The following is a 25,311-nucleotide window of genomic DNA, read 5'->3' as shown; positions in this document are numbered from 1 at the left end:
GGTGGGGTCCGGCGCGCCGGAGGGGGTTTCGTGGGGGCGGGGCGGCGGTAGATTTCTTGGATGGGATACGCGCTGGGGCGGCTCGATCTTCGGCGGTGGCGGACGGCGGACGCGCTCCGCCTGGCTCAGGCGCACTCCGATCCCGACATGGTCTACCAGGGCGGGATCGTGGACCGGGCGACCGCGCTGGACTGGATCGGCCGGGTCGCCGACCTGGACAACGGTCACGTGTACGCCGTGGCCGACGCCGACGACCACCCGGTCGGTTGTGTCGGCGTGACGAATATCGACCGCCACCAGGTCGGCTGGACGTGGTACTGGACGCTCGCCGAGATCCGCGGCCAAGGCGTCGCCCGGGACGCCCTGCGCGCGCTCGCCAACTGGGCCCACCACGACGCCGGCCTCTACCGGCTAGAACTCGGCCACCGCCTCGAGAACCCGGCCTCCTGCGGCGTCGCCGGCAGCGCGGGCTTCCTCGCCGAGGGCGTCGAGCGGCACCGCCTCGCCTACGACGGCACCCGGTACGACGTCGAGCGGCACGCCCGCCTGGCCTCGGACCCCCTGAACCCGCCGAGCCGCCCGGTCACGGTGACGGTCTAAAGCTGATACGACCGCCAGCGCTCGTCGACGACGTACCCGAGTGCTTCGTTCGCGCCGAGACTGCCGTCGTTGATGGCGCCCCCGCCGGTGCTGAACCGGGTGATCCCGACGTCCAGGAAGGCGAGGATGGAGGCGGCCTTGACCGCCTGCCCGACCCCGCGACGCCGGTACGGCGCGAGCACGGACGTGAACCTGGTGTCGCCCCAGCCCTCGCGCCGACGGATCACCGTGGCGCCGACCAGCCGGGAGCGGTCGAATACCCCGAAGACCCGGTGCTCGGGCCACAGCGCCCGGGTCTCGGAGAGCTCACCGACAATGCGATGGGTGGCCGGCGTGACCGGATAGTCCGCCTCGTTGGCCTTCTCGAGCTTGTGCAGCGCCTCGGCCGACTCGGCGCCGAGCTCACGCACCGTCAGCCCGGACGCAGTCGCCCGGCTGACCGCGGTCTCCAGGAGATCGCGGTCAGGATCGGTCAGATGTGCGGCCCAGGACTCGCCCACAACCTGGTACCCGGCTGCTTCGAGTTCAGCGCAGCGCGGGTCGGTCTCCTGGACGATCTGAGTGTCGGGCACAGCTCGATTGTGTGGTGCCCGACTCCAGACCTCAACCCTCGAGTTTGCGCAGCAGCGGCAGAACGTCCTCGGTGAACTGGGTCAGGAACCGCTCCTGGTCGTTCCCCGGACCATGGACGACGAAGTGGTTGAAGCCGGCTTCGAGGTACGGCTGGAACTGCTTCACGACCTCTTCCGGGTCCGACGCGACGATCCAGCGCTTCGCGACCTGCTCGATCGGCAGCTCGTCGGCCAGCCGCTCCATCTCGGTCGCACTCGTCACGCTGTGCTTCTGCTCCGGAGTCAGCGACAGGGGTGCCCAGAACCGGGTGTTCTCCAGCGCCTGAGCCGGGTCCCGGTCGTAGGAGACCTTCACCTCGAGCATCCGGTCGATGTCCTCGAACTTCTTCCCGGCCGCCTCAGCACCTTCCTTGACCGCCGGAATCAGCTTCTCGGTGTACAGCTCCATGCCCTTACCCGAGGTCGCGATGAACCCGTCACCCACGCGGCCGGCGTACTTGGCGACCAGCGGTCCACCGGCGGCGACGTACACCTTCAACGGCACCTCGGGACGGTCGTAGATGAACGCATCCACGGTCTTGTAGTACGGGCCCTTGGAGCTGACCCCCTCCTTCGTCCACAGGTCGCGAATCAGCTGGACGGCCTCCCGCAACCGCGCGTACCGCTCCTTGAACTCCGGCCACTCCCGGCCCGACACCGCGATCTCGTTCAGCGCCTCGCCGGTCCCGACACCGAGCATCACGCGGCCCGGGTACAACACGCCCATCGTCGCGAACGCCTGTGCGATCACCGCGGGGTTGTAGCGGAACGTGGGCGTCAGGACCGACGTACCGAGCAGCACCCGGTTCGTCCGCTCACCCACCGCCGCTAGCCAAGCCAGCGCGAACGGCGCGTGTCCACCCTCGTGCCGCCACGGCAGGAAGTGGTCCGACACCGTGACACTGTCGAGCCCGAGCTCCTCGGCCCGAACGGCGTACTCCACCAGATCCCGCGGCCCGAACTGCTCCGCCGACGCCTTGTATCCGACCCGAATGCTCACCCTTGGCTCCCAACAGTCATTTAGCCGACCCAAACCCCAACCACGTCCGCCCCCGACTTTATGCCGAAGAACAGGACGTATACCCATGCGGTGCCGCCGGCCCAGCCTCAGCACCGCCCGGCCACCGCCGCATCAGACGTATACGTCCTGTCGCTCGGAGGATGGACCGGACGTGGCGGTGCTTGACCCGGCACTGCGGGATCGGACAGGATTGGCGGCGGCGCGGCCCGCGCCTCACCTCCGTTGACCGGCTCCGGCCCGGTCTCGTCGCAGGGGGCAAAGGGACTTCTGGTCTCGGGCCGCTCGTCCTGGTCAACTGCTGCGGACGGGATCGCCGGAGGATCATGTCTGCGCATGCGGAAGGCCAGATGACAGCGCATCGGAATCTCAAGCGACGGGTTCGCGCCCGCGCCGCCAAAACCGGCGAGTCCTACACGTCTGCCCTCCGGCACTTCCGCCCGACTCCATCAGGAGAAGAAGGCATGCCGGAAACACTCAAGATCGCCGTCGCCCAGTCGACGATCCACCAAGACCCGACCGACCCCGGACTACTGCGCGCCAGCGGCACCGAGGTCCGCGCTCTGCTGAGGCAGGCCGCCGAAGCAGGTGCCCGCCTCGTCCACTTCACCGAGGGCGCGCTCACCTGGCCCAGCAAGGTGATCATGTCCTCGCTAGGCCCTGACGAGATCGGCCCGTCCGACTGGACCAAGGCCGACTGGCAGGTCCTGCAGGAAGAGCTGGACAGCATCGCGCAACTCTCGGGCGAGCTGGGTGTCTGGACCGTCATCCCAGCGGTCCACCAGCTTCCCGACGCGCGACCGCACAACAGCTCGTACGTCGTCTCCGACCAGGGGAAGGTGGTCGCCCGGTACGACGAGCGGATGCTGTCGACCACCAAGATCACCTGGATGTACACCCCCGGTACGGCGCCTGTCACGTTCGAGGTGGACGGGTTCCGGTTCGGTCTGGCACTCGGCCTGGATGTGCTCTTCCCGGAGCTCTTCACCGAGTACGACCGCCTGGACGTCGACGCCGTTCTCGTCTCCTACTGCAGCACGGGAGTCGGACCGAACGAGAACATCGCAGTACAGGCCCGGGGCACGGCCGCGAACAACACCCTGTGGGTCAGCCTCGCGGTTCCGGTGGATCCGGAGTCCGGGCTCGTCTCCGGGGTTGTCGATCCCCACGGCCAGTGGGCGGTCCAAGCCACGGACACGCTCGCCGTTACCGACCTCCGGCACGCGGAGATCAGCACGATCGGCCGTGAGTTCCGGCAGCGGACTCGGGAGCGGGTGAGCAGCTAGCCTCACACGGTTGGGTGCTGGCGCGTTCCATGGGCATGAACAGGCACATGATCGTCAGCACCCGGCTGGGTGACCTCACGCTGGTCGCCTCGGACAACGCGTTGGCCGGTGTCTACTTCCCCCGTCACTGGGTGAAGCCGATGCCGCTCGGCGAGCGGGTCGAGTCCGACCCGGTGTTGTCCGAGGCGGCCCGCCAGCTCGACGAGTACCTGAGCGGTGACCGCACCACTTTCGACCTCCCGACCACCCTCACCGGCGACGAATTCCAGCAACGTGTCTGGTCGAGGCTCAGCGGCATCCCGTTCGGCACCACCACGTCGTACGGCGAGATTGCGGCTGAGCTCGGCGATCACGCCCAGCGCGTCGGTAAGGCGGTCGGCCAGAATCCGCTCTCGATCGTCATCCCGTGCCACCGGGTCGTCGGCAAGAACGGCTCGTTGACCGGGTATGCGGGCGGCCTGAAGCGCAAGCAGTTCCTCCTCGACCTCGAGGAGCCGGCCGAGGTCAGGCTCTTCTAAAGACCAAGCCGTTGGGCCAGTGCCTCGGCGTCGAACGGCGAGCGGACCTTGGCGTCGTTGTCGAAGTAGACGTAGACATCGCGCCGACGCCGAGGCGGCCGATCCGGGGAGACCGTCCTCCCGCCGGTCGGCGTTCGGCCCTGATGCCAGGTCCGCACCCGAGCGGCCCAGTGGTCGAGCCCCGCGGAGTCGTACCCGCTGACGTAGAGTTCGTCCGCACCGTGCAGCCGCACGTAGACGAAGTCCGCGGTCACGTCGTCGAGCATCGGCCATTTGCCGGCGGTGTCCGCACAGACCAGCGCGATGTCGTGTTCCCGCAGCAGGTCGATGAATTCGGCGTTCTCGAAGCTGTCGTGCCGGACCTCCAACGCATACCGCATCGGCTGGTCGACGCGCGCCTCCAGGAACACCCGGTCCTTCATCCGATCCTCATGGTGCTTGGCGATCTCAACCGCGGCACCGGTTGTCCGCGGCAACGATTCGAAGAACGCGGCCAGCCGCGGCCCGTCGTACCGGAAGTTGCCCGGCAGCTGCCACAGCACCGGACCAAGCTTGTTGCCTAGCGCAAGCAGTCCGGAGGCGAACAAGTTCGCCAGCGGTGCGTCGGTGTCCGCGAGCCGCTTCATGTGGGTGATGAATCGCGGGCCCTTGACCGCGAAGACGAAGTCGTCCGGCGTCTCGTCGTACCAGCGCTGGTACGACGAGGGTCGTTGGAGCGAGTAGAACGAGCCGTTCAGTTCGACCGAGTTGAGCCGCCGCGAGACGTACTCCAGCTCGGCGCGTTGCGGCAGGCCCTCGGGGTAGTAGACCGAGCGCCATGGCGCGTATCGCCAGCCGGAAATCCCTACGCGATAGACCACGACTCTGATTATCTGTCCCGATGCAGGTCGATCGTGGGAGCTATCCCGACGCGCGCACACCGTGGGATCACGCGGCGTGGCGCCGCGAGGCGATGGGCTGGCTGGTCGAGCAACTCGATCGGCTCGGCATCGAGGAGACCGGCGAGGCGCGAGTGCGGTTGCGCCCGTGGTCGGTGATCGTGCGGGTCGAGGCCGCGAAACCCTTGTGGTTCAAGGCGAATCCGCCCGGCAGCGCCTTCGAACCCGCCCTCACCCAACGGCTCGCCGAACTCGTACCAGACCACGTGTTCACGCCGTACGCCATCGACCGCAGCTGGGCGCTCGTCCCCGATGGCGGCACCCTCCTCCGCGATATCCCCCGCGAGCCCCGGCACTGGGCCGAGCTCCTCAGCCAGTACGCCGAGTTCCAGCGCGCGCTGGTTGACCACACCGGCGAGTTCGACCGGCTCGGCGTACCGGATGGGCGGCTCGCCCGCCTGCCCGAGATCCTCGACCAGTTCGCCGACGAGGGCCTCCGCAAGCGGCGCCCGGAGCTCGTCGACTGGTGCGACGAGCTGGCCACGCTCGGTATCCCCGACACGCTCGACCACGCCGATCTGCACGAGAACCAGGTGTTCGCGGGTCCGCCGTACCGGTTCTTCGACTGGGGTGACGCGGCCGTGGCCCATCCGTTCTGCAGCCTGCTCGTCCCGCTCGAACGCGCCGCCGACCAACTCGGACCCGAGGTGGTCCCGCGCCTGCGCGACGCCTATCTCGACCACTGGCCCGGCGACCGCCGGACCCTTCGCCGCGCCGCCGACCTCGCCATCCGTCTCGGCGCCATCAACCGCGCCACGTCCTGGACCCGCCTGTTCCCCGGGAACACCGCCATCGGCGACGCCGGCATCGCCGAGGCCCTCGATCGCCTACGGTAATCACATGGCGTTGTTCTCGAAGGGTGGCAAGGTCGAGTCGTTCCTGACGATCGTGGTCGGTGGCGGGTCCGCGTTCGGCCTCGTCGTGCTGACTTCGCGGTCGTGGAAGGCCTGCAACGTGGATGTGGCCGGGCCGATGCCCAACGGCCTCACCCTGCTGTTCCTGGGCCTCCCACTCGCGCTGATCGTGAACCTGATCCTCTTCACCGTCGCCTACCGCTACGCCGGCAAGACCCTCGTCATGGGTCTCATCATGGCCGCCGTCGCGATCACCATCGCCGACCTGGCCCTCTACTCCTGGCAGGGGACGCCGGCCGCCTCCCCAGGCACCTGCCCCGGCAACGTCCCGCCGTTCTGGCCGGTCTGGATCCCGACCTGAGTCAGCTCAGCTTGGCGCCGATGAGCTGGTAGATCTCGTCGTGTGCGCCGGGCAGATCGTCGTGACCGAAGTCCGGGTACGCCCGGAGCTCCTTGGTCGAGGTGATCCGGTTGTACGCCGCGAACTGCGTCGACGGCGGGCAAACCTGGTCCTCGAGCCCGACGAACAGCGTGACCTCGGCGCGGATCCGCGGCGCGAGGTGCTGCACGTCGACGTACCCAAGGGTGTTGAACACCTCGTCCTGCCGCAGGTGCCGTGGGTCCCGCTTCTTGAACCAGGTGACGATCTCGTCGTACGGGCCCGTGTCCAGGTTCAGGTCCCAGGTGCGCTGGTAGTCGCACAGGAACGGGAACACGCTGGCGACGTACTTGATGCTCGGTGTCAGCGCGGCCGCGACCAGGCTGAGACCGCCGCCCTGGCTCCAGCCGGTCGTCGCGATCCGAGTCTCGTCCACCTCGGGCAGCGCGCCGATGATGTCCGCGAGCCGGCGGGTGTCCAGGAAGACGTGCTTGTAGAGCAGACCGTCCGGTCCGGCGTCCAGACCGTGCACGAGGTGGTTGTGCAGGTTGAAGTCGTTCCCGGCCTGGGAGGCGGTCCGGAAACCGACCTGCTCCCGGACGTCCAGCGCGGCCACGGTGTACCCGCGGGCCGCGTACGACAGCAGGTCGACCCACCTGGGCTGCTCACCGCCGTACCCGTGGAACACCAGTACGGCGGGACCGGTCGGCTCGTTCGGCCGGATCACCTTGGCGTGTACGCGGTAACCGCCGGTACCGGTGAAGTACAGGTGCTGAGCGGTCGCCGTACTCAGCGGGAAGTCGGTGGCGTCGGCGAACTCGGTCTCCGGGTCCGTCCCGTCCAGCTCGAGCAGCGCCTTCTCCCAGAACTGGTCGAAGTCGGCCGGCCGCGGATTCGTGCCCTGGTAGGTCAGCAGTTCGTCGTACGACAGATCGAAGGACAGCACAGACGCTCCTCAGGTGTCGGGTCGTCCTTATTCTGCGGGAGGCGCCGGGTCCTGGGCAGTGCCGTCCCAGATGGTGTAGCCGTGAGCCGCGTTCAGCTTGTCGCGCAGCGTGGTCTCCAGCACCGGCACCTGCTTGGGCGACAGCCAGGCCAGCGGCAGCAGGACGGTGTCATCCGGCCGCTTGGTGCGCAGCGCGAGTGCCTCACCATGCGTCGTCTCGACCCGGCCGACCTCGGTGACATCGGTCCACACCGTCTTCACCCCGCGTACGTCGATCGCGTCGTCCCGTAGCCGCAGTACGACGGGCGGCCGGGCGACGATCCACAGCCCGGCCAGCGCGACCAGACCGCCGAGCACCAGGAACACCCCGATCACCGCCCCGGACGCTCCGAAGGCCCAGGTGATCGCGGCCACCCCGAGAATGATCAGACCGGTCGCCAGTACTCCGAGGAACCGCCCTGACCGCATCCGGTACGTCGTACGCATCCGGCCATGATCCCATCGGTTCAGAACGGGTCGACATCCGAGGTGGACGCGTTACCGCCGATCACCGGGGACAGCGTGATCGTCCAGTCGAACTTGCCGTCGAAGCGATCGTCGTACTTGGAGAACGAGCAGTCCTCGGTGAACTGCCGGCTGACGCCGTCCCAGGCGGTGCCGGACTTGAAGAACACCCAGTAGCTGCCGCGGACGCCGCGCAGGGTGGCGTCGGAACCGTGGCGGACGTAGATCGACACCTGCGGCTGGCGCGGCACACTGGTCGCGACGACGACCACGACGTCCGCGGAACCGTTGTTCTTGATCTGCAGCGTCCCGGCGCCGCGGGATCCGGCCCGCTGGATGATCTGGCCGTTCGTGCCGCGGCCGGTCATCTGTGGCGGTGGCTTCAGCGCCGGCGGGGTCATCCGGAGGCCGAAATTCGTGCCCTTGCCGACGCTCTTGTTGACCGCCTGCGTCAGCTGGACGACCGACGTACGGATGCCGGTCTTCGCCTGGTACAGGCGGACCGCGCCGGCCTTGGGCAGACCGCAGCCGGTCTTGGTCTCGCCGGAGGCGGCCAGGTTCGTGGTGACGTGGTCGGGGTACGCGTCGAACGCGCCGAGGACCTTCGTGTGCCCGCTGCCGAGCGACTGCGGGCCGTTGATCTTGGCGAGCTCCTGCCGCTGCCGGGCGATCGATCCGGCGAGCTCGGCCCGGGCCTGGTCGAAGGCCGCCATTGTCGGAGCGTTCATGACCCGCTGCACGCCGCGGGTCAGGTTCATCTCGACGTTCGCCAGGGCCTTCTTGTAGCCGACCGCTGTCAGCGAGGTTTCTTTCGGGGTCGGTTGCGGTGTCGGCGTTGGGGTCGGCGCTTCGTCGGTCGTCGGTTGATCGGTCGGTGCGCTGAGCGTGGTCGAGGGCAGCGGCTTGCCACCCTCGGGTTCACTGCTGCAGCCGGCCGCCACCAACGCCGTACCGAGCACTACTGCCGTCCATCGCCGCATCTGTCCGCCCCCAGCTTCTTCGGTGCGAACCATCCTTCCCCGAAGCGGCTGCGGCAGTCCAGATTGACCTGATGTTGTCAGTTGGTCCCGGTCTGGGTCGGGTCGTAGGCGCAGGCGTCGTTCAGGTCCTGGGCCGCACCCGGCGTCGTGGGCGCCTTGGTCGGCTTCTTCGTCGTCCCGATGGTCGGCTTCTTGGTCGCGGTCGTCGACGGGGTCGAGGCGATCGGCTTGGTCTTCGGCGCGATCGCCTTCTCGACGAGCTCCTGCATGGCCGAGTAGTCCGGGTTCTTGCCGGTCGGGAAGTTCTTCCGCTTGTCGAGGTCCACGTTCGACACCTTCGCCGACTTGACCTTGAGACCGAGCTCGATGAACGCCGGCAGGATCTCCTGCGGGATGTCGGTCCGCAGCAGGTCCTTGCTGGCCGAGGCGATCTGCTGGTACTTCGTCACCAGGGTGGCCGGGTTCACACTGTTCACCAGCGCGTGGATGGTGCAGCGCTGCCGCTCCTGCCGCGACGGGTCGCTCAGGCCGTAGCGACCGCGGGCGAACCACAGCGCGTGGTAGCCGTCGAGCTTCTGGTTCGGGCCGGGCTGGATGTAGCCGGACGGCTTCTTCGCGCCCCGGGTGCCCGGGCCGGCGCCGTAGTCGCCACCGATCGGCACCTTGTAGTTGACGTTGACCGTGATGCCGCCGATCGCGTCGATGATCTTGCGGAACCCGGCCAGGTTGATCTGCATGTAGTAGTCGATGTCGAGACCGAGCGCGGCACCCGCGGCCAGCTTGACCACGTCCGCACCCATGTTGTCCGTCGCGCCGAGCGCACCGGGGTGCTGCTTCGGGACGTTGTCGTACATCGAGTCCAGGTAGTACTCCGGCTGCTCGACGTTGCCGAGATTCGGGTCCCAGTAGCCGTCGGGGTAGATCTTGTGCAGCGGCGAGTCCTCCGGGAAGGGCATCCGCATCCAGTTCCGGCTGAGCGAGATCAGGGCCGTGTCACCGGTCTTGGTGTCGATACTCGCCACCATCACCGTGTCGGTCCGGACGCCGGTCCGGTCCGCGCCGTCATCCGCACCGAGGAGCAACAGGTTGAGTCGCGGCGTCTTCGCCCACGGATCCGACTTGTTCACCTTCGGCCGGGTCGCACTCTTCGAGTCGCCCTCCGACTGGAACACACTGCCGACCAGGTCACGCTGCGCCATCACCGTCTGCGCTGCCACCGTGGTCGGAACCGCGATCGCGAAACAGAGCAGACCGACGAACATCGACCCGGCGAGCCGCCCGGTGTAGGTCATACTCACCGGCCTCAGGAGCTTGTGCGAGGCGACGACGACCCAGATCCACAGCACCCCGAGCACCACCACAGCCGCGGTCGCGATCAGCAGCTGCCGCGGCGACACGAGCAGCTCGAGAACCGAGTTCCGCTGCGTGAGACCGACGTACGCGGCAACCAGCAGCAGCCCACCGGCGATCGTCAGCACGAACGCCCCGAGCTTGGTCCGCCCGCCCTTGATCAGCCCGAGCCCCGGCACCAACGCACTGAGCAGGGTGAGACCAATAGCCTTGGACGTCGTCCGGGCACGCTGCGACCGGTGCTTCGACCGGCTGGCGCGAGGCGCGGACCTCCGTCCGGCGGCACGAGTACTCCGCGACATGGCTCCGTTTCCCTGATCGACGACGTGGCAGCCCTACCGTGGACCGCTCGCGCGACCCACGGTACCTATGACGCCCACGCCCGCCGTTCGGTTGACGTGTGCTGGCGACCCCCGTCGGTGCACGCCAGGTTACACACGGGTCAGCCGACACTCCCAAACCGCCGCCCCCACCCACTTTGCCGCCACCCCCACTGAACAGTTAGTCTTGGTCGTCGTCGACCCACACAGACGTTTGCGTGGGTACGTCGGAGGAGGCGTCGCCTAGTCCGGTCGATGGCGCCCGCCTGCTAAGCGGGTTGAGGGTAATCCCCTCTCGCGAGTTCAAATCTCGCCGCCTCCGCGTCATGGGAGCGCCCTGTCCACGGAAAGCGTGGACGGGGCGCTCCGGCGCTTTCTGGGGGCGGAGCCCCCAGACCCCACCCCGGCGGGCTTCGCCCCCGGACCCCCCGCAGGGTCGCGCCCCTCACCGCCCTGCCGCGGCGCGGGCGGCTCCCTGGCCACCGCGGCAGCCTGCACAAGCGCGACGTCCCCCGCCACGGCATGGCGGGGGACCGGATGCGTCCAGCAGCCCCCTCCACCCGCCCAGGCGACGGGACCGGGCACCCTCGTCAGCCAGAGACCGGGCCTCTCGATCCCACCTCACGGCCGGCGCGGCGGGGACCTCAGGTGACTGGGTCGGCCGCATTTGTGGCGGCGGCCGGTTAGCTCTCGAGGAGGGTTTTGGCTTGGGCTATGAGTTCTACGGAGGCTGGGGTCATGGGGTCGGCGGAGATGATCAGATGGTCTGCGCCTAGGTCGCGGTAGGTGGTGAAGAGGGTGGCTAGTTCTTCTGCGGTGCCGGCGAAGGCTGTGGGGTCGGCTTCGTTCGGGGATTGGTTGGGGTCTCGGATGGTTAGGCCGATGGTGAGGGTTACCTTGCGGCCGGCCTTTTCGGTGGCGGCTCGGAAGTCGGTCAGGCGTTCGGTGAGGGTTTCGCTGGGGGCGCCGTACCAGGCGGTGTTCCAGGCGTCGGCCCATTCGGCGGTCAGGCGGAGCATGCGGGGGCGGCGGCCGGCGATCAGGAGGGGGATCTGGCGGGACGGTGCGGGCGTGAGGCTCGCCTCGAGCGTCTTGTAGTACGTTCCGTCGGCGGTGACCGACTCTCCGCGCAGCATTCGCGCGACGATCTCCAGCCACTCCTCAAAGCGACCCCCGCGGTGATCCGTCGGCAGGCCGAACGCCTCGTACTCCGGATCGTGCCAGCCGGCGCCGACCCCGAGGATCAACCGCCCACCCGACACCTCGTCCAGGGTCGCGGCCATCTTCGCCGTCAGCCCCGGATCCCGGAACGTCGAGCACAGCACCATGTTCCCCAGCTCAACTCGCTCGGTCACCGCCGCGACCGCACTCAGCAGCGTCCAGGACTCGTGCATCCCATGCACAGCCCCGTCCGGAGCGTGGTACTCGAAATGGTCCGCGAGCCACACCGAGTCCAGCCCGCTGCTCTCCGCCGCCACCGCCATCGCGCGCACGTCGTCCCACCGCGGCATCCCACCGGTCGGCCCGTCGGATCCACCCACTGGCAACATCACACCGATCTTCATGCCGCCAACCTACGCACCCCCGCCGCACCCCGCGACCACTTAACTTCTGCGTAGCGAAGAACACGTAGTAGTCCCCACAAACCAACCCCGGCGTCCCAGCCCGCGCCTGCCGACCCGGCGAGCGACGTACCTCTACGTGTCCTTCCCGACAACGACACCGACAAACAACGACGACAACACAGCGCGGCGCCCTGGTCATGGTGGGACCAGGGCGCCGCGTGCTTCCCGCCGCCGGCTTCCGACTCGGCGGCGGAGTCTCAGCCCAGCCGGGCCTTCAGGTGGTCGAGCTCGACCTTCAGCTCCGCCGGAACGGTGTCACCAAGCTTGGCGAACCACTCCTCGATCAGCGGGATCTCGGCCTTCCACTCTTCAGCATCGACGGTCAGCGCGATCCGCAGCTCCTCGTCGCTCAGCTCCAGCCCGCTGACATCCAGCCCATCAGCCGTCGGCACGTATCCAACCGGCGTCTCGACCGCGGCCGCCTGGCCTTCGATCCGCTCGATCATCCACTTGAGCACGCGGCCGTTCTCACCGAATCCCGGCCAGACGAACTTGCCCTTCTCGTCCTTGCGGAACCAGTTCACGTAGAAGATCTTCGGCAGCTTGCTCGCGTCGTTCTCCTTGCCGACGGTCAGCCAGTGGTCGAAGTACTGGCCCGCGTCGTACCCGAGGAACGGCAGCATCGCCATCGGGTCACGCCGTACGACGCCAACCTGCCCAACAGCAGCCGCGGTCGTCTCGGACGACAGCGTCGCGCCCATGAACACCCCGTGCGCCCAGTCGCGCGACTCGGTCACCAGCGGAACCGTCGTCGCCCGGCGACCACCGAAGATGATGGCCGAGATCGGTACGCCGTTCGGGTCGTCGTACTCGTCCGCGAGGATCGGGCACTGCTCGATCGGGGTGCAGAACCGGCTGTTCGGGTGGCTGGACAGCTCGCCCGAAGCCGGCGTCCACTCGCGGCCCTTCCAGTCGGTCAGGTGGTCCGGCGGGGTCGGCGAGTAGCCCTCCCACCAGACGTCACCGTCGTCGGTGAGCGCGACGTTCGTGAAGACCGAGTTGCCCTTCTCGATGGTGCGCATCGCGTTCGGGTTCGTCTTCCACCCGGTCCCGGGCGCCACGCCGAACAGGCCGAACTCCGGGTTGACGGCGTACAGGCGGCCGTCCTTGCCGAACCGCATCCAGGCGATGTCGTCGCCGAGCGTCTCGACCTCCCAGCCCTCGAGGGTCGGGTCGAGCATCGCCAGGTTGGTCTTGCCGCACGCGCTCGGGAACGCGGCCGCGATGTAGTGGACCTTCTTCTCCGGCGAGATCAGCTTCAGGATCAGCATGTGCTCGGCCAGCCAGCCCTCGTCGCGCGCCATCGCGCTGGCGATCCGCAGCGAGTAGCACTTCTTGCCGAGCAACGAGTTGCCGCCGTACCCGGAGCCGAAGGACCAGATCGTCCGCTCCTCGGGGAACTGCACGATGTACTTCTCGTCGTTGCACGGCCACGGCACGTCCTGCTGGCCGGCCTCGAGCGGCGCGCCGACGGAGTGCAGGCAGGGCACGTACTTCGCGTCGGTGCCCATCTTCGCCAGTACTTCGGAACCGGTGCGGGCCATGATCCGCATCGAGCCGACGACGTACGCCGAGTCGGTGATCTCCACGCCGAACATCGGGCTCTCGGCAGTCAACGGGCCCATGCAGAACGGAACGACGTACATGGTCCGGCCGCGCATCGAGCCGCGGTACAGGTCCGTCATCAGGACCTTCATCTCGGCCGGGTCCATCCAGTTGTTGGTCGGGCCGGCGTCCTTCTCGTCCACGGAGCAGATGAACGTGCGCTGCTCGACGCGGGCGACGTCGCTGGGGTCGGTGCGGACCCAGAACGAGTTCGGCTTCTTCGCCTCGTTGAGGCGGACCATCGTGCCGGCGTCGATCAGCCCCTGGGTCAGTACGCCGTACTCCTCGTCGGAGCCGGTGACCCAGTGGATGGCGTCCGGCTGCGTCAGCTCGGCGACCTCGGCCACCCATGCCAGCAGGCCCGCGTGCTTCGTCGGTGCGCCGGACAGGTCGTACGCCGTGCTGGTCGCGGCAGCGGACGGGGTCTCGGTGAGATCGGGGGTGTGGGTCGGGCTGGCGGTGGTCGTCATCGGCGGCTCATTCCCTCTCAGCTGTCGTCCCGGCTGCTGCTCCGGTCCCTCGACGCTGAGGAAACGGGTACGGCACCGGCCGCCGGGGTCTCCAGCGGTTCGATCCAGCGGACTGGCGGTGTGATCTGTCGCATACCAGTGATTGCAGTGGACGCATACCAGTGTGCAAGTGGTACTAACGGTACGCGACGCGGACAGGTGCTGTGAACCCGTCGAACGTGAACCCGGTCACAAAGTTTTGGCGACAACCGCTTTCCGGTCGACCTTGTGAAAATGAGAACGGCCCGCGTCGAGACGCGGGCCGTTCGGTGAAGATTTTTCGGTGAATCAGCTGGTCTGCCGCCAGATGTCGTTCAGGATCCGCTGGACGTCGGGCTCCTCACCCTCCCGGCCGGTCACCGCCATCCCGACCAGCCACCACTGACCACCACTCTGGAACGCCCGCGTCATCATCAGCGCGTACGGCTTGTCCTGAGTCGCCAACCAGGTCCGCTCATCCTTCGCGACCGTCGGCACGGGCACCCGGAAGCTCTTCGTCCACGCCTGGTCGAACGCCGCCCGATCCTTGACGCAGTCCGCCAGGTTCGCGCAGGCGCTGAGCGCGATCTGCAGGTCCGGCGGCACCTTCCGGCCGGTCGACTGCTCGTCGGTCTGGATCCGCCGATACGCAATCGTCGACGACTCACCCAGCAACGACACCGCCGGCGGCCGCGGCCACCCGATCGCAAACGGCAACTCCGCCTTCGTGACCACCTGCAGGTCGGCCCCAGCCGGATACGTCGCCCCCATTAGCCCGGCCTTGCCGTCCGGCCGCTTGTACGCCGCCGTCGTAATCTTCGGCAGTCCCGGCAACAACACAGTCGACGGAAGCGCCCCCGGACTAACCGCCGCCGGCGGCGGAGCCGCGTCAGGCACTTCCTTCACCGCACTACCCACGGTCGCCCCCGCCGAATACACCACGGTAAAGACGATCAGTACGACGAGCACGGCCACCGCATAAACCCACCCACCCAGCCGAGCAACCACTCCACCGAGCGCGCCCCGCTCGTCCGCTCCAGTTGGCGCACCCTCGTTTGCCGGGACACCCGGTACGCCGTGCACTCCAGCGACTCCTGGTACGGCGGCCGGCGCGACTCCGCCGTACTGGCTGAGCAGCGAGCGCACCGCCTGCAGCGACGCGTCGTCGTTCCCCATGACCCCGTCGAGCGGATCAATCAGCCGCTCCGCACCCGACTGCCCAGGCACGAGCTGCGTGATCGCATACGGCCGTGCGGCACTGAAGTTCGCCGCCCACAACGGCGTGTCCGCCCGCCCCGGCTCGAGCGCCGCCTCTCGCGCCGCCTGAACCAGCCGCTCCTGCACGACCTGGTCCTCCGCGGTCAGCACCAGCGCGACCACCTCCATCCCAGTGAAGGCCCGTCCGCGCCACACCTCCGCCAGCGGATGCTCCAGCAGCAACTGCTCGAACTGGTACCCAGCAATCTCCGGCGCGTTCACTTCGTCTCCCAGATCGCCCGGTCCGCCACCACAGTCGCCGCCTGCCGCGCGGTCTCCGCCAGCACCGGATTGGCCGTGTACTCCACCAGTACGACGACATCCGCCCGCTGCACGAGCACTCGCGTCGTGAACGACTCACCCGCCAACCCGACCGCCGTCTGATCACTCTTCGTCGGATAAGGCCGATCCGGCACCGAGTCGAACGGCGACCGATCAAACGCCTTCTTCGCCATCGCCTCCGGCGTGTACGGAACCTCACCGGCCCCGGCCAGCTTCCCGCCGTACGGCGTGATCGTCACCTTCACCGAAGCCGTCGAGAACGTGGTCGCGGTCTGCCGCCCAGCGACCGCCGTACAGGTCACCGCACCCGTCCCCGACTGCACCAACCGCCCACCCGATGCCTTAGGCAACAGCGCCGACACGTCCCCGATCCGCGCACACAAGTCCGCGGCGAGCTTCCGCGCCGGCACCACATCGTCTTCCTGCACCGGCTTCCCCAGCGCAAACCCCACACCACCACCCACCACCGCAGCCACCCCGGCCGCGATCGCCGTACCCCGAACCACCCGACTAGCCATACCGCGACCTTAGTCAGTCCCAGGGCCGCAACCCGTCAGTCGAGCAGCTTCTGCACCGACCCGCCCGACTCACTCAACTTCGTCCCCAGCCCCTTCAGCGCCGTACCCACATCCGCCAGAATCCCCGACAGATCCTGCAGGTTCCCAGCCAGGCTCTCGATCTCGGTCGCCACCCCGCCGATCTGCCCACTCCCATCATTCAACTTCTTCGCCGCCGCATCCCCGATCCCCGGAATCTTGTCCAGTTCCCCCGCCAGCCCCGCCAACATCCCCGCAGCATCATGCAACCGGTCCTTGGCCGTGTTCATCGTCGTAGCACTCCCACTGAGCGCCCGCCGAGCCCCACCCTCCCCGTCATCCCCCACCAAGGCCCCCGCAGCCTTCCCAGCCTGCTCCCCCGCCTCAGCCAGCCCCGACCCGATCGTCTTCAGCAACTCAGGCAACTTCCCAATAAACCCCACCGCCCCATCCGGCAGCCCCCGCACCAACTCCAGCACCTTCTGGAAGTCGTCCGAGTTCTCCATCACGAACCCGACCGCCTTCTTCACATCCCCCAGATCCCGCCCACCCAACAGCTCTTCAATGCCCATCCCCGGATGCTAGATCCCCACCCCCGACCCCGATTAGCATCCACACACCCTCTCCCTGTATCGTTACTCGACGTTGCCCGGCGCTCGTAGCTCAACGGATAGAGCATCTGACTACGGATCAGAAGGTTGGGGGTTCGAATCCCTCCGAGCGCGCAGTATCAGAAGCCCAGGATCAGCCCGCTGACCTGGGCTTTTGTGTTTCCCAGGAGCGTTCAGCCGATGTCCGGAGCGAGCCTTCCAGGCCCAGGTTGGTCACATTTGGTCACAGCCGCCTAGGCGGACTTGATGGCGTGGAGCTTGGCGAGCGCCTTGGCTCCTTCCTTGAGGTCGTCGTCGCTCGCGTGGACGTAGGTCTTCATCGTAAAGGCGGCGTCGTAGTGACCCGCCCACTTGCTGATGATGGAGATCGGGATGCCGGCCTTCTCCATCAGACTCAGAGTCGTATGGCGGGAGTCGTGCAGCCGGATCCGCGGCACCCCAGCCTGCTTGAGGATGCGCCCGAACTCGTCCGAGTACCACTCCGGATGAACCGGCATACCCAAGCTGTCGGTCACGACGTACGCGTCTCCAGCCGTGTACCAGTCAAGCTCAGCTAGCCCATGCTGGTAGATCGATCCGGCTTCCTCGGCATCAGCCGCCTGACGCTTCCGTAGCGCCCGGAGTGCCTCCACCAACTTGTCGTCCATCGGGAGAGTCCGCTCACCGTTCTCACTCTTCGGCGGCTCAACCAGCACCTTGTAGTCGACGAGCACTCGCGACTGATTGACCTTGAGCGTCTTCTCAGTCAGGTCAATGTCTGACCACCTCAGACCGAGTACTTCGCCGCGACGGAGCCCGTACAGACTCAGCCGCCAAGCGGCGTGCAGCCGATCCTTCGCTGCCCAGTGCAGAAACCCACGTACCTGCGCCGTACTCCATGTATCCCGCTTGGACTTCTTGTGAGCCGGAGGCGTGACCAGCTTGACGACATTGCGAGCCAACTTGCCTTCCTGCATCGCCATGTCGAAGGCCGCAGTCAACCGCCCGAGCATCAGCCGAATCGACCGCGTACCCAGCCCCGTACCCGGCGTACCTCCGCGACGTCGCCCCTTGGTCTCCATGTACTCGACCAGGTCCTCGACGTCCTTCTTCTGGATCGCCTGGAGCGGCATCTCACCAAGGACCTCCCGGGGGCACCGGAACGCATCCCGGTACGACGCCTTCGTCGACGCCCGACGACCCCGAGTCGCACCCACGATGTACCCATCCAGGTACTCGTTCAGCGTCTCCTTGGACGGCTTGACGTAGGTGCCCTGATTGATCGAGTGTCGAATACTCGACAGCTCGGCACGTGCCTCCTTGAGAGTGTCGTATCGACGCTTGAACTGCTGCCGATTCCCGTCCTTGTCCCGACCGATGTCGACAACCAACAGGTAACGGACAGTCCCGTTCTTCAACGTGAACTTGGTGATCGGTTCCTTCACAGATTCCTCCTTCCGTCACGAGCGCCACTCATCGTGGCGCATCTAATTTAGATGCACTAGTCTGCGAGCTAACCTCCTCCGAGGTCAAGGGAGTCACTGTGGCGAGACCCAAGACAGACGGAGCCGACGACGTCCACCTGTTGGAGCTGTTCGAAGTCATCGGCCAGCGCTGGACCCTGCGCATCTTGTGGCAGCTCCGCAGCCGGCCACTCTCGTACAGAGAGATCGCAGCGGAGATCCCCGGCCTCTCGACCAGCGTCCTGACCTCCCGCATCCGCCACTTGAAGTCTGTTGGACTGGTCCAGCACCAGGGCGCCGGCTACGAACTGACCCCAGTCGGAACCGAACTGATCGCCCACGTCCAGCACCTGCGGAAATGGGCCGAAGGCATCGAGTTCCGTTCGGAGCCGTAGCGAGCTCACGCGGCCGACGTGTCCTCCGGCGCAAGACCGAGGATGCGCATTAGCTCCGCAGTTGGAACGCGGTACGAGCTGCCAACCTGCAACACCCGGCACGGAAACTTGCCCCGCCTGACTAGCTCATACCCGGTCGACCGTCCCAGCCCGAGAGCCCGAGCGGCTGTAGCAACATCGACAGTGACGGGTAGCGCAAACAGCTCGGCTCGCGTCAACCCGCGGCCGTCCTCATTCAGCTCAGTCATTCGCATCACCGTCCTCTCACTTTGATCCGTGTCGCACGGATCGCGGCATCCCTCTCTTCCTCATTCGACGGCTCCAGGTCCGCCCTCGTACTGCCCATCCGTGATCCGTGAACCGTGCACCCTGACCGCATTTCCGCAGGTCAGAGCCGCACTCAGCCCGTGAAGTACGACGTGTGTCGACACGTGAGTCAGCGCGTCCGACACGCATCGCGCGCACAGGTCAGGTCTCCTCGTTTCGCCCGTCTGCGATCCGCTGGACGGCGGCGGCCACATCGGCGTACCGATAGCCCCGACCGCGCTGCCCGTCCTCCACAAACGGCTGGCTCAGCGGCTGCACGCCGTACTCACCCAGGACCGCTCCAAGCCGCTTCGCACTGATCCCGCTCAACGCCTCATCGGCAAGTAGCCGCGTCGTATGTAGCCGATCCGCCTTAGTCGACCGGAACACCTGATGAACGGCTGCCAGTACCGGCGGAATGTCACGCACCGGCTTGTCCGGTACGACGTGCAACTTCGGCCGATCGCCCGCCGGAAACGGAATCAGCTTCGAAGGCCGAAGCCCGAGGCGGCTCGCGGTGGTTTCGGGCGCCGAAGCCGGAATAGCGATCGGCTTCCCCCAGTCGGCCGGCCGTTCTGTGGTCGGCACAAGGTGCCCGGCCCGCTCCCGGCTCCAGCGCTCGTTGTACCCGCCCGCACTGTTCGCCGCAGCCGCCGAGTTCGCGTCGAGATCCGGCCCGATGTACGAGTTCTGTTCCGCGATACCGCCCGGCCCGCCGATGTCGGCGTACTCGATCCACCAGGCCTTAGCGGGAACGATCCGTGTATCTCGGCCCGCCTGCACGAGCATGCTCCCGGCGTGCTCAAGTCGAGCAAGGTCAGCGGCGATCTTCGTATCGCCGAACGTGTACCGCGCGTCGTTAGCATCCGCGACGCCGAGCCCGAACGTGTTCTCAAGCTGACTCTTGAGGTCACCCCCACCCAGCATCGTCACGGTCCCGCGCTGGGCCACTAGATCAACGCTGACGGCCTCCGCCCGACCAAGCTGCACGATCTTGAGGCCGCGTCGTGCGTTGTCCAGGTTGCTCATGTCGTGCTGGCCGAAGATCAGCGCCACCTCTTCGCAGATGATCATCAGCTCGGGCATCCGCGCCGTCGGGATGATCTTGTCTCCGCCGGCCCCAGAGTTCGACCGATAGTCAATGACCGCTTCGGCAGCCCGCAGCATCCGGGCAACCTCAACATTCGTAGTCGCCACCCAATCGATGACCGGCCGCTGAGTCCGCCCCTCCAACCATGGCAACAACCAGGGCCGCGCAGTCCGCCCGCCCTTGTTGTCGATCATCCAGATCACCACATCCGCACACCGTGTCAGCGCGGCAAGTTTCACGTTGATCAGGTTGGACTTGCCCTTACCTCGCAGGCCGACTGTCTTGCTCGCACGCCCCTGCATCGGCACCGCCAGAACCGTCCCGTCCTCGTAGACCCCGAGAGGCAACGGGTTGTTGATCGTCAGCGGAGTGTTCTCACGAGGCAGCGGAACGACGCGCGCCAACACATCGACCTCATTGACGTGCATCCACACCTCGGCCGCGCTCTTCCCACGCTCGACGTTGATCGCGCCGTACCGGAGCCCGGCCGTAATTTCGATCTCCTCCGTACGGCTCTTCAAACTCGCGAACTTCACCTTCCCGTTGCTGGGCAACCGCAGCCGAAGCGAGTAGGTATCCGAGCTGTGGTCGACCCGCTCCAGCTGAACGATGCCGTCCATCCCGAGCCCCGCAAGCATCGCCGGCCAACGCCGAGCCTCCGCAGCAGCCAACCGCCGCCGCTCCTCCTCAGCCTCCTTGAGCCGCTTGCGGTGATGAGTGTTCCGAGCAAGGAACCAGAACGGCCCCAACAGCCCGAGACCGCACAACAAGACCGTCACCGCGCGTCCCGACCATGCGGTGGTCGCAGCCGTCCACACCAGCCAAGCTCCCGCGAGCACGACAGCCGCCGTCGCATAGACGCTCGCGAACCGCCCCGGCTCAGCCGCGTTGCAGACCGAAACCGTGCCGAAGACGGCGAACAGAGCGACCGCTACGACGTAGGCGACGCCCACGTTCAAGACGTCCACGAACGCGCCAGTCGCGAACACTCCGCCCGCCGCGATGAGCGGCGTAGTGACTACCGACCATCGCCAAGGTGCCGCGAACCCGCTACGTGCACTGCTAGACATATAGCCTCCCTTCACCATTGGCCGTATAGCTATGTGCACTCACCGGTTAGCTCGGACGTCCCACATCTCTTCGTTCGGCCGCGGGTTCTCCAGTCGCTCGAACTCGGCTTCGTGGAACGATCGGAAGATGCTCCGGCCCTGATGAGCGTGATCCGTCAGGGCGGCAGCCCCACTCGCGAGCTCCGAGAGGTGATCCACCACCGGCGCCCCGATCGGCAGATCGGAGCCGAACCGCTGGGCAAGGTTGGCCTGCGTAGTCGCCAAGGCCTCGTACAGATCTCCGAGATCCGTCAAGAACTCATCGACGTCGTTGATGGACTCCGGCTCCCACGCCGTGATCGCCTGAACGGCGTCAACAGCCTGTGCAATAGGTGCGTTAGGCATCTTGTTGTCTCCCTTCATCGCAGTTTCATTGGGCCGCCGCTTGGCGCGCCCCGGCTTCATCTCCGGTTGTGTCTTCGCCGCCTTGTCCGCGACGACCTTCGTCTCTGGGCCGTGGTCGGTCTCTTCACGGGATCTCCTCCGCCGGAACAGCCGCCATCTCGCCGCCTTCACGCCTCTGCCGACAAGGCGAATGACGGCCCTCAGCGGCCGGCGAGCGTTCGCCTCCGATCCGCCCTTGCCCGGCGCTGCACGATCTCGCCTGAGCAAGCGCGGACTGGCCCGGCTCCTACGCCGCGACGCAGCCCACAGAGCCCCAGGCCGATGCCCCAGGCCCGTAGATCGCCGCCGCCCCGATCTGACGATCGGCAGCCGTCCACCACCCACCCCAAGAGCGCCGCCGCCGCGACTCCGCGCACCACCAGGCCTCGAACTGGGGCGTCCGCGAGTTGGTCGACCAGGCAGCCGGCGCTTGTTTGCTGACATGCCCTGAGCGCTACGCCGCTCCCGGCGACGCGGCGACGGATGCCTCTCGCCCCCAATACCGCCGCGCGGTCCATGGCCCCTGAGCGAGCCATGGCGCCGACCGGCGACCGATCCGTACGCACGTCTTGGCCCACGCGACCCGAAGGCCTCCCGACCCATCCCACGATGACGACCAGCCGATGCCCTCCGTCGAACTCCGCGGCCAGCGCTCCGCGCGGAACCGGCCTGTCGCCACGGAGACCCGATCCGACCGGACCGACCGCGTTTCCCGATCGCGGCCCCACGACTGCCGCCCCCACGACGCCCCGACCGCCCAGCGGCGCCGTACCGACCTGCACTCGGTCCCTTGAGCCTGTTCCATCCCGATGCGACGCCACGCCGTGCCGCCAACGCTCCAGGCGTGCGGCGGGATCGCCGCAGACCGTCCCACACCGAACGCCGCCGACGTCCCCGCAGGACCAGGGCGACGACGCCCGCAACGAGCAGCACGAGGACCGCAACCAAGACCCACCCCGGAACCCCAAGCCGCACGAACCCAGCAATCAGGATGAGTCCGCACACGACACCGGCTGCGAGGAGCACACCGGCAACAGACTGCTGCCCCGACGCAGCGCCGGCGCCTTCCCTACCCGCGTCGGCAGTCGGCTCAGCATTCGATTCGGGCTGCGTCACGCTCGCCTCGACTGGTGCCCGCTCGCCGTCGCTCATGCAGCCTCACCACTACCGCCGGATCGGTCCTGTAACGAGCTGCGCTGATGCTTAGCCCGATTCCACCAGCCTGCAACCCTGCGACCGAACCACTCCCGCTCGTGATCCCCGAGGTACGCCACGGCAAGCGGCGCATTGGCGAAAGGCGAGTCACTACGAAACACCCGAATGCGAATGCTCGTCCTCAGCCCGCTCGGCTCAGTCGCCGCCGACCGCGGCCCGAAGACATGAATGCGACCGGTGAGCGTCGGATCCCAGTGATCGAGCACCCACCGAACCATCAGCGCGTGGACGATCGCCCGCGGCTCCAGCTCGAACGACCGCTGTCGGATACTCACGACCCGCCATCCACCCCGGTAGTCGCGAGTAGCGACCTCATACCGATAGACGGCGGTCATGACAGCTCCCGAAGTGCATGACCGGCCCGGGTCGTCAGGTGCCGCCGCTGCCAACGCGCCCGGCGCTTGCACTTGTCACACTGCCCGCGCCGCTCGATGCCCGCACCGCATCCGCAGCGCCACCGAAAGGTCGAAGTCGAATCCGCCAGGACTGAGCTCACTGCGTAGTGGTTTGTCATGGCAGAAACTCTGCGACTCAGCGTGAGGACGCGACTACGACCGCCATGGACGGGTTAGAGACGTCCTACTAAGCGTGACGACGTCCCGAGATGTCCTAGAGTTGCCCCATGCCCAACGAACGGCTCCGCGCGGCGCTTCTCGAACAAGGCGTCACGCCTACCGCCCTAGCCGTTGAGCTCGGTGTCGACAACAAGACCGTCGAGCGCTGGATCAGCGGCCGCATCCCCTACCGCCGCCACCGCTACGCAGTCTCAACCCGCCTAGGCGTCGACGAGGTCTACCTCTGGCCCGACGCCCTCCCACGCGACCAGGTGGCCGTAGCCTCCGAAGGCGAGATCATCGCCGTCTACCCCCACCGCTCCGAGGTCCCCCACGACGCCTGGAAACGCCTCTTCGACTCAGCCGAGGAGGAGATCGGCGTACTCGTCTACGCCGGCCTATTCATCTCCGAAGACGCCGGCATCCAGCGCATCTTCCGCAAGAAGGCCGAATCCGGCATCAAAATGCGCTTCCTCCTAGGCGACCCAACCAGCCAGGAAGTAGAACGCCGTGCCATCGACGAGGGCGCCGAAGGCTCCATGTCAGCCAAGATCCGCAGCGCGATAGCCAACTACCGCAACCTGCGCACCGCCGACAACATCGAGTTCCGCATCCACACCACGATCCTCTACAACTCGATCTACCGCGCCGACGACCAACTCCTAGTCAATACACACATCTACGGCACCCCAGCCGCGCAGGCTCCCGTCTGGCACCTACGCAAAATCGCCGGCGGCGAGATCGCCAGCACCTACATCGAGAGCTTCGAACGTGTCTGGGAGACCGCAACCCCATTAGGAGACTGATGAGCCGCCGGATCGACTACTACGACGACCCCAACGCCCCCGCAGCGAACAGCATCGTCCCCTCGGTCAACGTCGTAGTAGTCAACGACCGCGACGAAATCCTCTTCATCCGCCGCACCGACAACGACAACTGGGCCATCCCCGGCGGAGCCGTAGACCTAGGCGAATCAGTCCCCGCCGCAGCCATCCGAGAAACCAAAGAAGAGTCCGGCATCGACTGCGAGCTCGACGGCATCGTAGGCATCTACAGCGACCCCAAACACATAATCCTCTACACCAGCAACAACGAAGCCCGCCAAGAGTTCTCCATCGTCTTCACCGCCCACCCCACCGGCGGCGAACTCCGCACCAGCGACGAGAGCTCCGAGGTCAAATGGATCCCCCGCGCCGACATCCCGTCTCTAACCATGGACCCCTCCATGCGCAAACGAGTAGACCGCTACCTCTCAGGCGCGACCCAGCCCCACATCGGCTGACGCCCTACTCCGTCACAGCCTCCTCGGCTAGCTGACCCTCAATCGACCTCACGGCCTCTAGGAGTATCGGCGTAGCCCGCCGGATCGACCGGCTCACCAGGTGCTCCTCCCCATACCGAGCATGAATCTCCGCGAGCCGCTCATCCACAGACACGTGTCGGCCCGACGGCCCGGTAGTCAAATCGCAGTACGTCAGCGCCCTCAGCAAGTCGGCCGGCGGTGGCTCGAACTCCTGCCGAAGCTCCTTCAACAAACCACGCTCATCAGCCTCGATGTCCGCGCAGGTGTGGTAAGCCACTAGCCGACATAGCAGCCCATCCGCTCCAGCCATGTCCCGCAGGTAAACCGCTCCGTCGAGCGGATGAAATCCACTCACCACCAGCGGTGCAGCGTAACCAACGTCATGCACCCAAGACGCGGCTTCGATCAGCTCCGCGTTACCGCCGAGCAGGGAGCGCAATCCAACGGATCGTCCGGCCACGCCCGCTGAGTGTGCCCACCTGTGGGGAAGCTCATCAATCAGCAGATCACGCGCTGTCGTCGTTGCCCACATAGCCAGCTCCACACGCTCGACGCTACGCCTCCAACCTGGACATCTAGGGACGCTGCGGGACATCTCGGGCCTGTCTAATCAGCTGCCACTCTCCGCAGCTGCAGTAAAGAAGCAGGACCCGATACCTCACAAACGTGAGTCGGGTCCGCACTCGAGGGTAGCCCTCCTCCGCTCGCCTTGTACAGCAGCTGCTCATGGCCGCAGGACACCGCAAGGCCAACTGACGCGGGACGTCGGTTGACATAGCTGACGATGCGTAATCCTCCTCCTGAT

At 66.9% G+C, this 25,311-nt stretch carries 26 protein-coding genes and 2 tRNA genes; 10 read left to right on the top strand and 18 right to left on the bottom strand.

Annotated elements, in window-relative coordinates:
- The first annotated feature begins 60 nt into the window (after positions 1-60).
- Positions 61-600 (top strand): GNAT family N-acetyltransferase, encoded by a 540-nt coding sequence (locus tag ABD231_RS34405; RefSeq protein ID WP_344161677.1) that lies wholly within the window; start codon positions 61-63, stop codon positions 598-600.
- On the opposite strand, the gene ABD231_RS34400 is transcribed toward ABD231_RS34405, so the two are convergent.
- Positions 597-1,172: a hypothetical protein gene (locus ABD231_RS34400; RefSeq protein ID WP_344161674.1), complete on the bottom strand. Its 576-nt coding sequence runs from the start codon at positions 1,170-1,172 to the stop codon at positions 597-599. The two genes, ABD231_RS34405 and ABD231_RS34400, sit on opposite strands and share 4 nt — an antisense overlap.
- 31 nt (positions 1,173-1,203) lie before the next feature.
- Positions 1,204-2,211, bottom strand: a complete 1,008-nt coding sequence (gene fgd / locus ABD231_RS34395; RefSeq protein ID WP_344161671.1) for a glucose-6-phosphate dehydrogenase (coenzyme-F420) — start codon at positions 2,209-2,211, stop codon at positions 1,204-1,206.
- A 482-nt stretch (positions 2,212-2,693) separates the two neighbouring features.
- On the opposite strand from fgd, the gene ABD231_RS34390 reads away from it, so the two are divergent.
- Both ABD231_RS34390 and ABD231_RS34385 read left to right on the top strand, forming a co-directional pair.
- Positions 2,694-3,515, top strand: coding sequence for a carbon-nitrogen hydrolase family protein (locus ABD231_RS34390; RefSeq protein WP_344161668.1), 822 nt, complete (start codon positions 2,694-2,696; stop codon positions 3,513-3,515).
- A gap of 47 nt (positions 3,516-3,562) precedes the next feature.
- Positions 3,563-4,033 carry a methylated-DNA--[protein]-cysteine S-methyltransferase gene (locus ABD231_RS34385; protein ID WP_344161665.1) on the top strand — a complete coding sequence of 157 codons (471 nt, stop codon included), beginning with the start codon at positions 3,563-3,565 and terminating at the stop codon, positions 4,031-4,033.
- Here ABD231_RS34385 and ABD231_RS34380 read toward each other — a convergent pair.
- Positions 4,030-4,893: a DUF72 domain-containing protein gene (locus tag ABD231_RS34380; protein WP_344161662.1), complete on the bottom strand. Its 864-nt coding sequence runs from the start codon at positions 4,891-4,893 to the stop codon at positions 4,030-4,032. The two genes, ABD231_RS34385 and ABD231_RS34380, sit on opposite strands and share 4 nt — an antisense overlap.
- Before the next feature lie 20 nt (positions 4,894-4,913).
- Between ABD231_RS34380 and ABD231_RS34375 the strand changes: the two genes are divergently transcribed.
- Positions 4,914-5,807, top strand: coding sequence for an aminoglycoside phosphotransferase family protein (locus tag ABD231_RS34375; RefSeq protein ID WP_344161659.1), 894 nt, complete (start codon positions 4,914-4,916; stop codon positions 5,805-5,807).
- A gap of 4 nt (positions 5,808-5,811) precedes the next feature.
- Entirely contained in the window at positions 5,812-6,186 is a 375-nt protein-coding gene (locus tag ABD231_RS34370) for a hypothetical protein (protein ID WP_344161656.1), read from the top strand.
- Between the two features lies 1 nt (position 6,187).
- Here ABD231_RS34370 and ABD231_RS34365 read toward each other — a convergent pair whose 3' ends face one another.
- From ABD231_RS34365 to ABD231_RS34350, 4 genes are all read right to left on the bottom strand, one after another.
- Positions 6,188-7,150 (bottom strand): acetylxylan esterase, encoded by a 963-nt coding sequence (locus tag ABD231_RS34365; protein ID WP_344161653.1) that lies wholly within the window; start codon positions 7,148-7,150, stop codon positions 6,188-6,190.
- A gap of 27 nt (positions 7,151-7,177) precedes the next feature.
- Positions 7,178-7,636, bottom strand: coding sequence for a hypothetical protein (locus ABD231_RS34360; protein WP_344161650.1), 459 nt, complete (start codon positions 7,634-7,636; stop codon positions 7,178-7,180).
- A gap of 20 nt (positions 7,637-7,656) precedes the next feature.
- Positions 7,657-8,634, bottom strand: a complete 978-nt coding sequence (locus tag ABD231_RS34355; RefSeq protein WP_344161647.1) for a hypothetical protein — start codon at positions 8,632-8,634, stop codon at positions 7,657-7,659.
- Positions 8,635-8,711: 77 nt separating this feature from the next.
- Positions 8,712-10,286 (bottom strand): LCP family protein, encoded by a 1,575-nt coding sequence (locus tag ABD231_RS34350; protein WP_344161644.1) that lies wholly within the window; start codon positions 10,284-10,286, stop codon positions 8,712-8,714.
- Positions 10,287-10,536: 250 nt separating this feature from the next.
- Here ABD231_RS34350 and ABD231_RS34345 point away from each other — a divergent pair.
- Positions 10,537-10,626, top strand: a tRNA-Ser gene (locus ABD231_RS34345).
- Between the two features lie 361 nt (positions 10,627-10,987).
- Here ABD231_RS34345 and ABD231_RS34340 read toward each other — a convergent pair.
- The 5 genes from ABD231_RS34340 to ABD231_RS34320 all read right to left on the bottom strand — a co-directional run bounded on the left by ABD231_RS34340 (position 10,988) and on the right by ABD231_RS34320 (position 16,669).
- On the bottom strand, positions 10,988-11,869 hold the full coding sequence (locus ABD231_RS34340) for an LLM class flavin-dependent oxidoreductase (RefSeq protein ID WP_344161641.1): 882 nt from the start codon (positions 11,867-11,869) through the stop codon (positions 10,988-10,990).
- A gap of 257 nt (positions 11,870-12,126) precedes the next feature.
- Entirely contained in the window at positions 12,127-14,004 is a 1,878-nt protein-coding gene (locus tag ABD231_RS34335; protein ID WP_344161638.1) for a phosphoenolpyruvate carboxykinase (GTP), read from the bottom strand.
- 327 nt (positions 14,005-14,331) lie between these two features.
- Positions 14,332-15,501 (bottom strand): hypothetical protein, encoded by a 1,170-nt coding sequence (locus ABD231_RS34330; RefSeq protein ID WP_344161635.1) that lies wholly within the window; start codon positions 15,499-15,501, stop codon positions 14,332-14,334.
- Positions 15,498-16,079, bottom strand: coding sequence for a hypothetical protein (locus ABD231_RS34325; RefSeq protein WP_344161632.1), 582 nt, complete (start codon positions 16,077-16,079; stop codon positions 15,498-15,500). The genes ABD231_RS34330 and ABD231_RS34325 overlap by 4 nt, the downstream gene beginning before the upstream one ends.
- A 35-nt stretch (positions 16,080-16,114) precedes the next feature.
- A complete protein-coding gene (locus ABD231_RS34320; protein ID WP_344161629.1) occupies positions 16,115-16,669 on the bottom strand; it encodes a hypothetical protein in 555 nt (184 codons plus the stop codon).
- Positions 16,670-16,749: 80 nt separating this feature from the next.
- Between ABD231_RS34320 and ABD231_RS34315 the strand changes: the two genes are divergently transcribed.
- A tRNA-Arg gene (locus ABD231_RS34315) sits at positions 16,750-16,822 on the top strand.
- A 119-nt stretch (positions 16,823-16,941) separates the two neighbouring features.
- On the opposite strand, the gene ABD231_RS34310 is transcribed toward ABD231_RS34315, so the two are convergent.
- On the bottom strand, positions 16,942-18,132 hold the full coding sequence (locus ABD231_RS34310) for a tyrosine-type recombinase/integrase (protein WP_344161626.1): 1,191 nt from the start codon (positions 18,130-18,132) through the stop codon (positions 16,942-16,944).
- A gap of 98 nt (positions 18,133-18,230) precedes the next feature.
- Here ABD231_RS34310 and ABD231_RS34305 point away from each other — a divergent pair, with 98 nt between their 5' ends.
- Positions 18,231-18,545: a winged helix-turn-helix transcriptional regulator gene (locus ABD231_RS34305; protein ID WP_344161623.1), complete on the top strand. Its 315-nt coding sequence runs from the start codon at positions 18,231-18,233 to the stop codon at positions 18,543-18,545.
- Between the two features lie 5 nt (positions 18,546-18,550).
- Here ABD231_RS34305 and ABD231_RS34300 read toward each other — a convergent pair whose 3' ends face one another.
- From ABD231_RS34300 to ABD231_RS34285, 4 genes are all read right to left on the bottom strand, one after another.
- Positions 18,551-18,793, bottom strand: coding sequence for a helix-turn-helix domain-containing protein (locus tag ABD231_RS34300; RefSeq protein WP_344161620.1), 243 nt, complete (start codon positions 18,791-18,793; stop codon positions 18,551-18,553).
- Positions 18,794-19,013: 220 nt separating this feature from the next.
- Entirely contained in the window at positions 19,014-21,011 is a 1,998-nt protein-coding gene (locus tag ABD231_RS34295) for a hypothetical protein (RefSeq protein ID WP_344161616.1), read from the bottom strand.
- 39 nt (positions 21,012-21,050) lie between these two features.
- Positions 21,051-21,395 (bottom strand): hypothetical protein, encoded by a 345-nt coding sequence (locus ABD231_RS34290; RefSeq protein WP_344161613.1) that lies wholly within the window; start codon positions 21,393-21,395, stop codon positions 21,051-21,053.
- Positions 21,396-22,582: 1,187 nt separating this feature from the next.
- Positions 22,583-22,984 (bottom strand): hypothetical protein, encoded by a 402-nt coding sequence (locus tag ABD231_RS34285; RefSeq protein ID WP_344161610.1) that lies wholly within the window; start codon positions 22,982-22,984, stop codon positions 22,583-22,585.
- A 287-nt stretch (positions 22,985-23,271) separates the two neighbouring features.
- On the opposite strand from ABD231_RS34285, the gene ABD231_RS34280 reads away from it, so the two are divergent.
- Entirely contained in the window at positions 23,272-24,009 is a 738-nt protein-coding gene (locus tag ABD231_RS34280; RefSeq protein ID WP_344161608.1) for a helix-turn-helix domain-containing protein, read from the top strand.
- On the top strand, positions 24,009-24,485 hold the full coding sequence (locus ABD231_RS34275) for an NUDIX hydrolase (RefSeq protein ID WP_344161606.1): 477 nt from the start codon (positions 24,009-24,011) through the stop codon (positions 24,483-24,485). Before ABD231_RS34280 ends, ABD231_RS34275 begins: the two co-directional genes overlap by 1 nt.
- Positions 24,486-24,489: 4 nt before the next feature.
- On the opposite strand, the gene ABD231_RS34270 is transcribed toward ABD231_RS34275, so the two are convergent.
- Positions 24,490-25,050 (bottom strand): HD domain-containing protein, encoded by a 561-nt coding sequence (locus ABD231_RS34270; protein ID WP_344161603.1) that lies wholly within the window; start codon positions 25,048-25,050, stop codon positions 24,490-24,492.
- Between the last annotated feature and the right edge of the window lie 261 nt (positions 25,051-25,311).

The organism is Kribbella yunnanensis (genome assembly GCF_039529655.1).
Taxonomy (GTDB): Bacteria; Actinomycetota; Actinomycetes; order Propionibacteriales; family Kribbellaceae; genus Kribbella; species Kribbella yunnanensis.
Note: the sequence above shows the minus strand (reverse complement) of the source record. Positions and strands in the feature narration are given on the sequence as shown.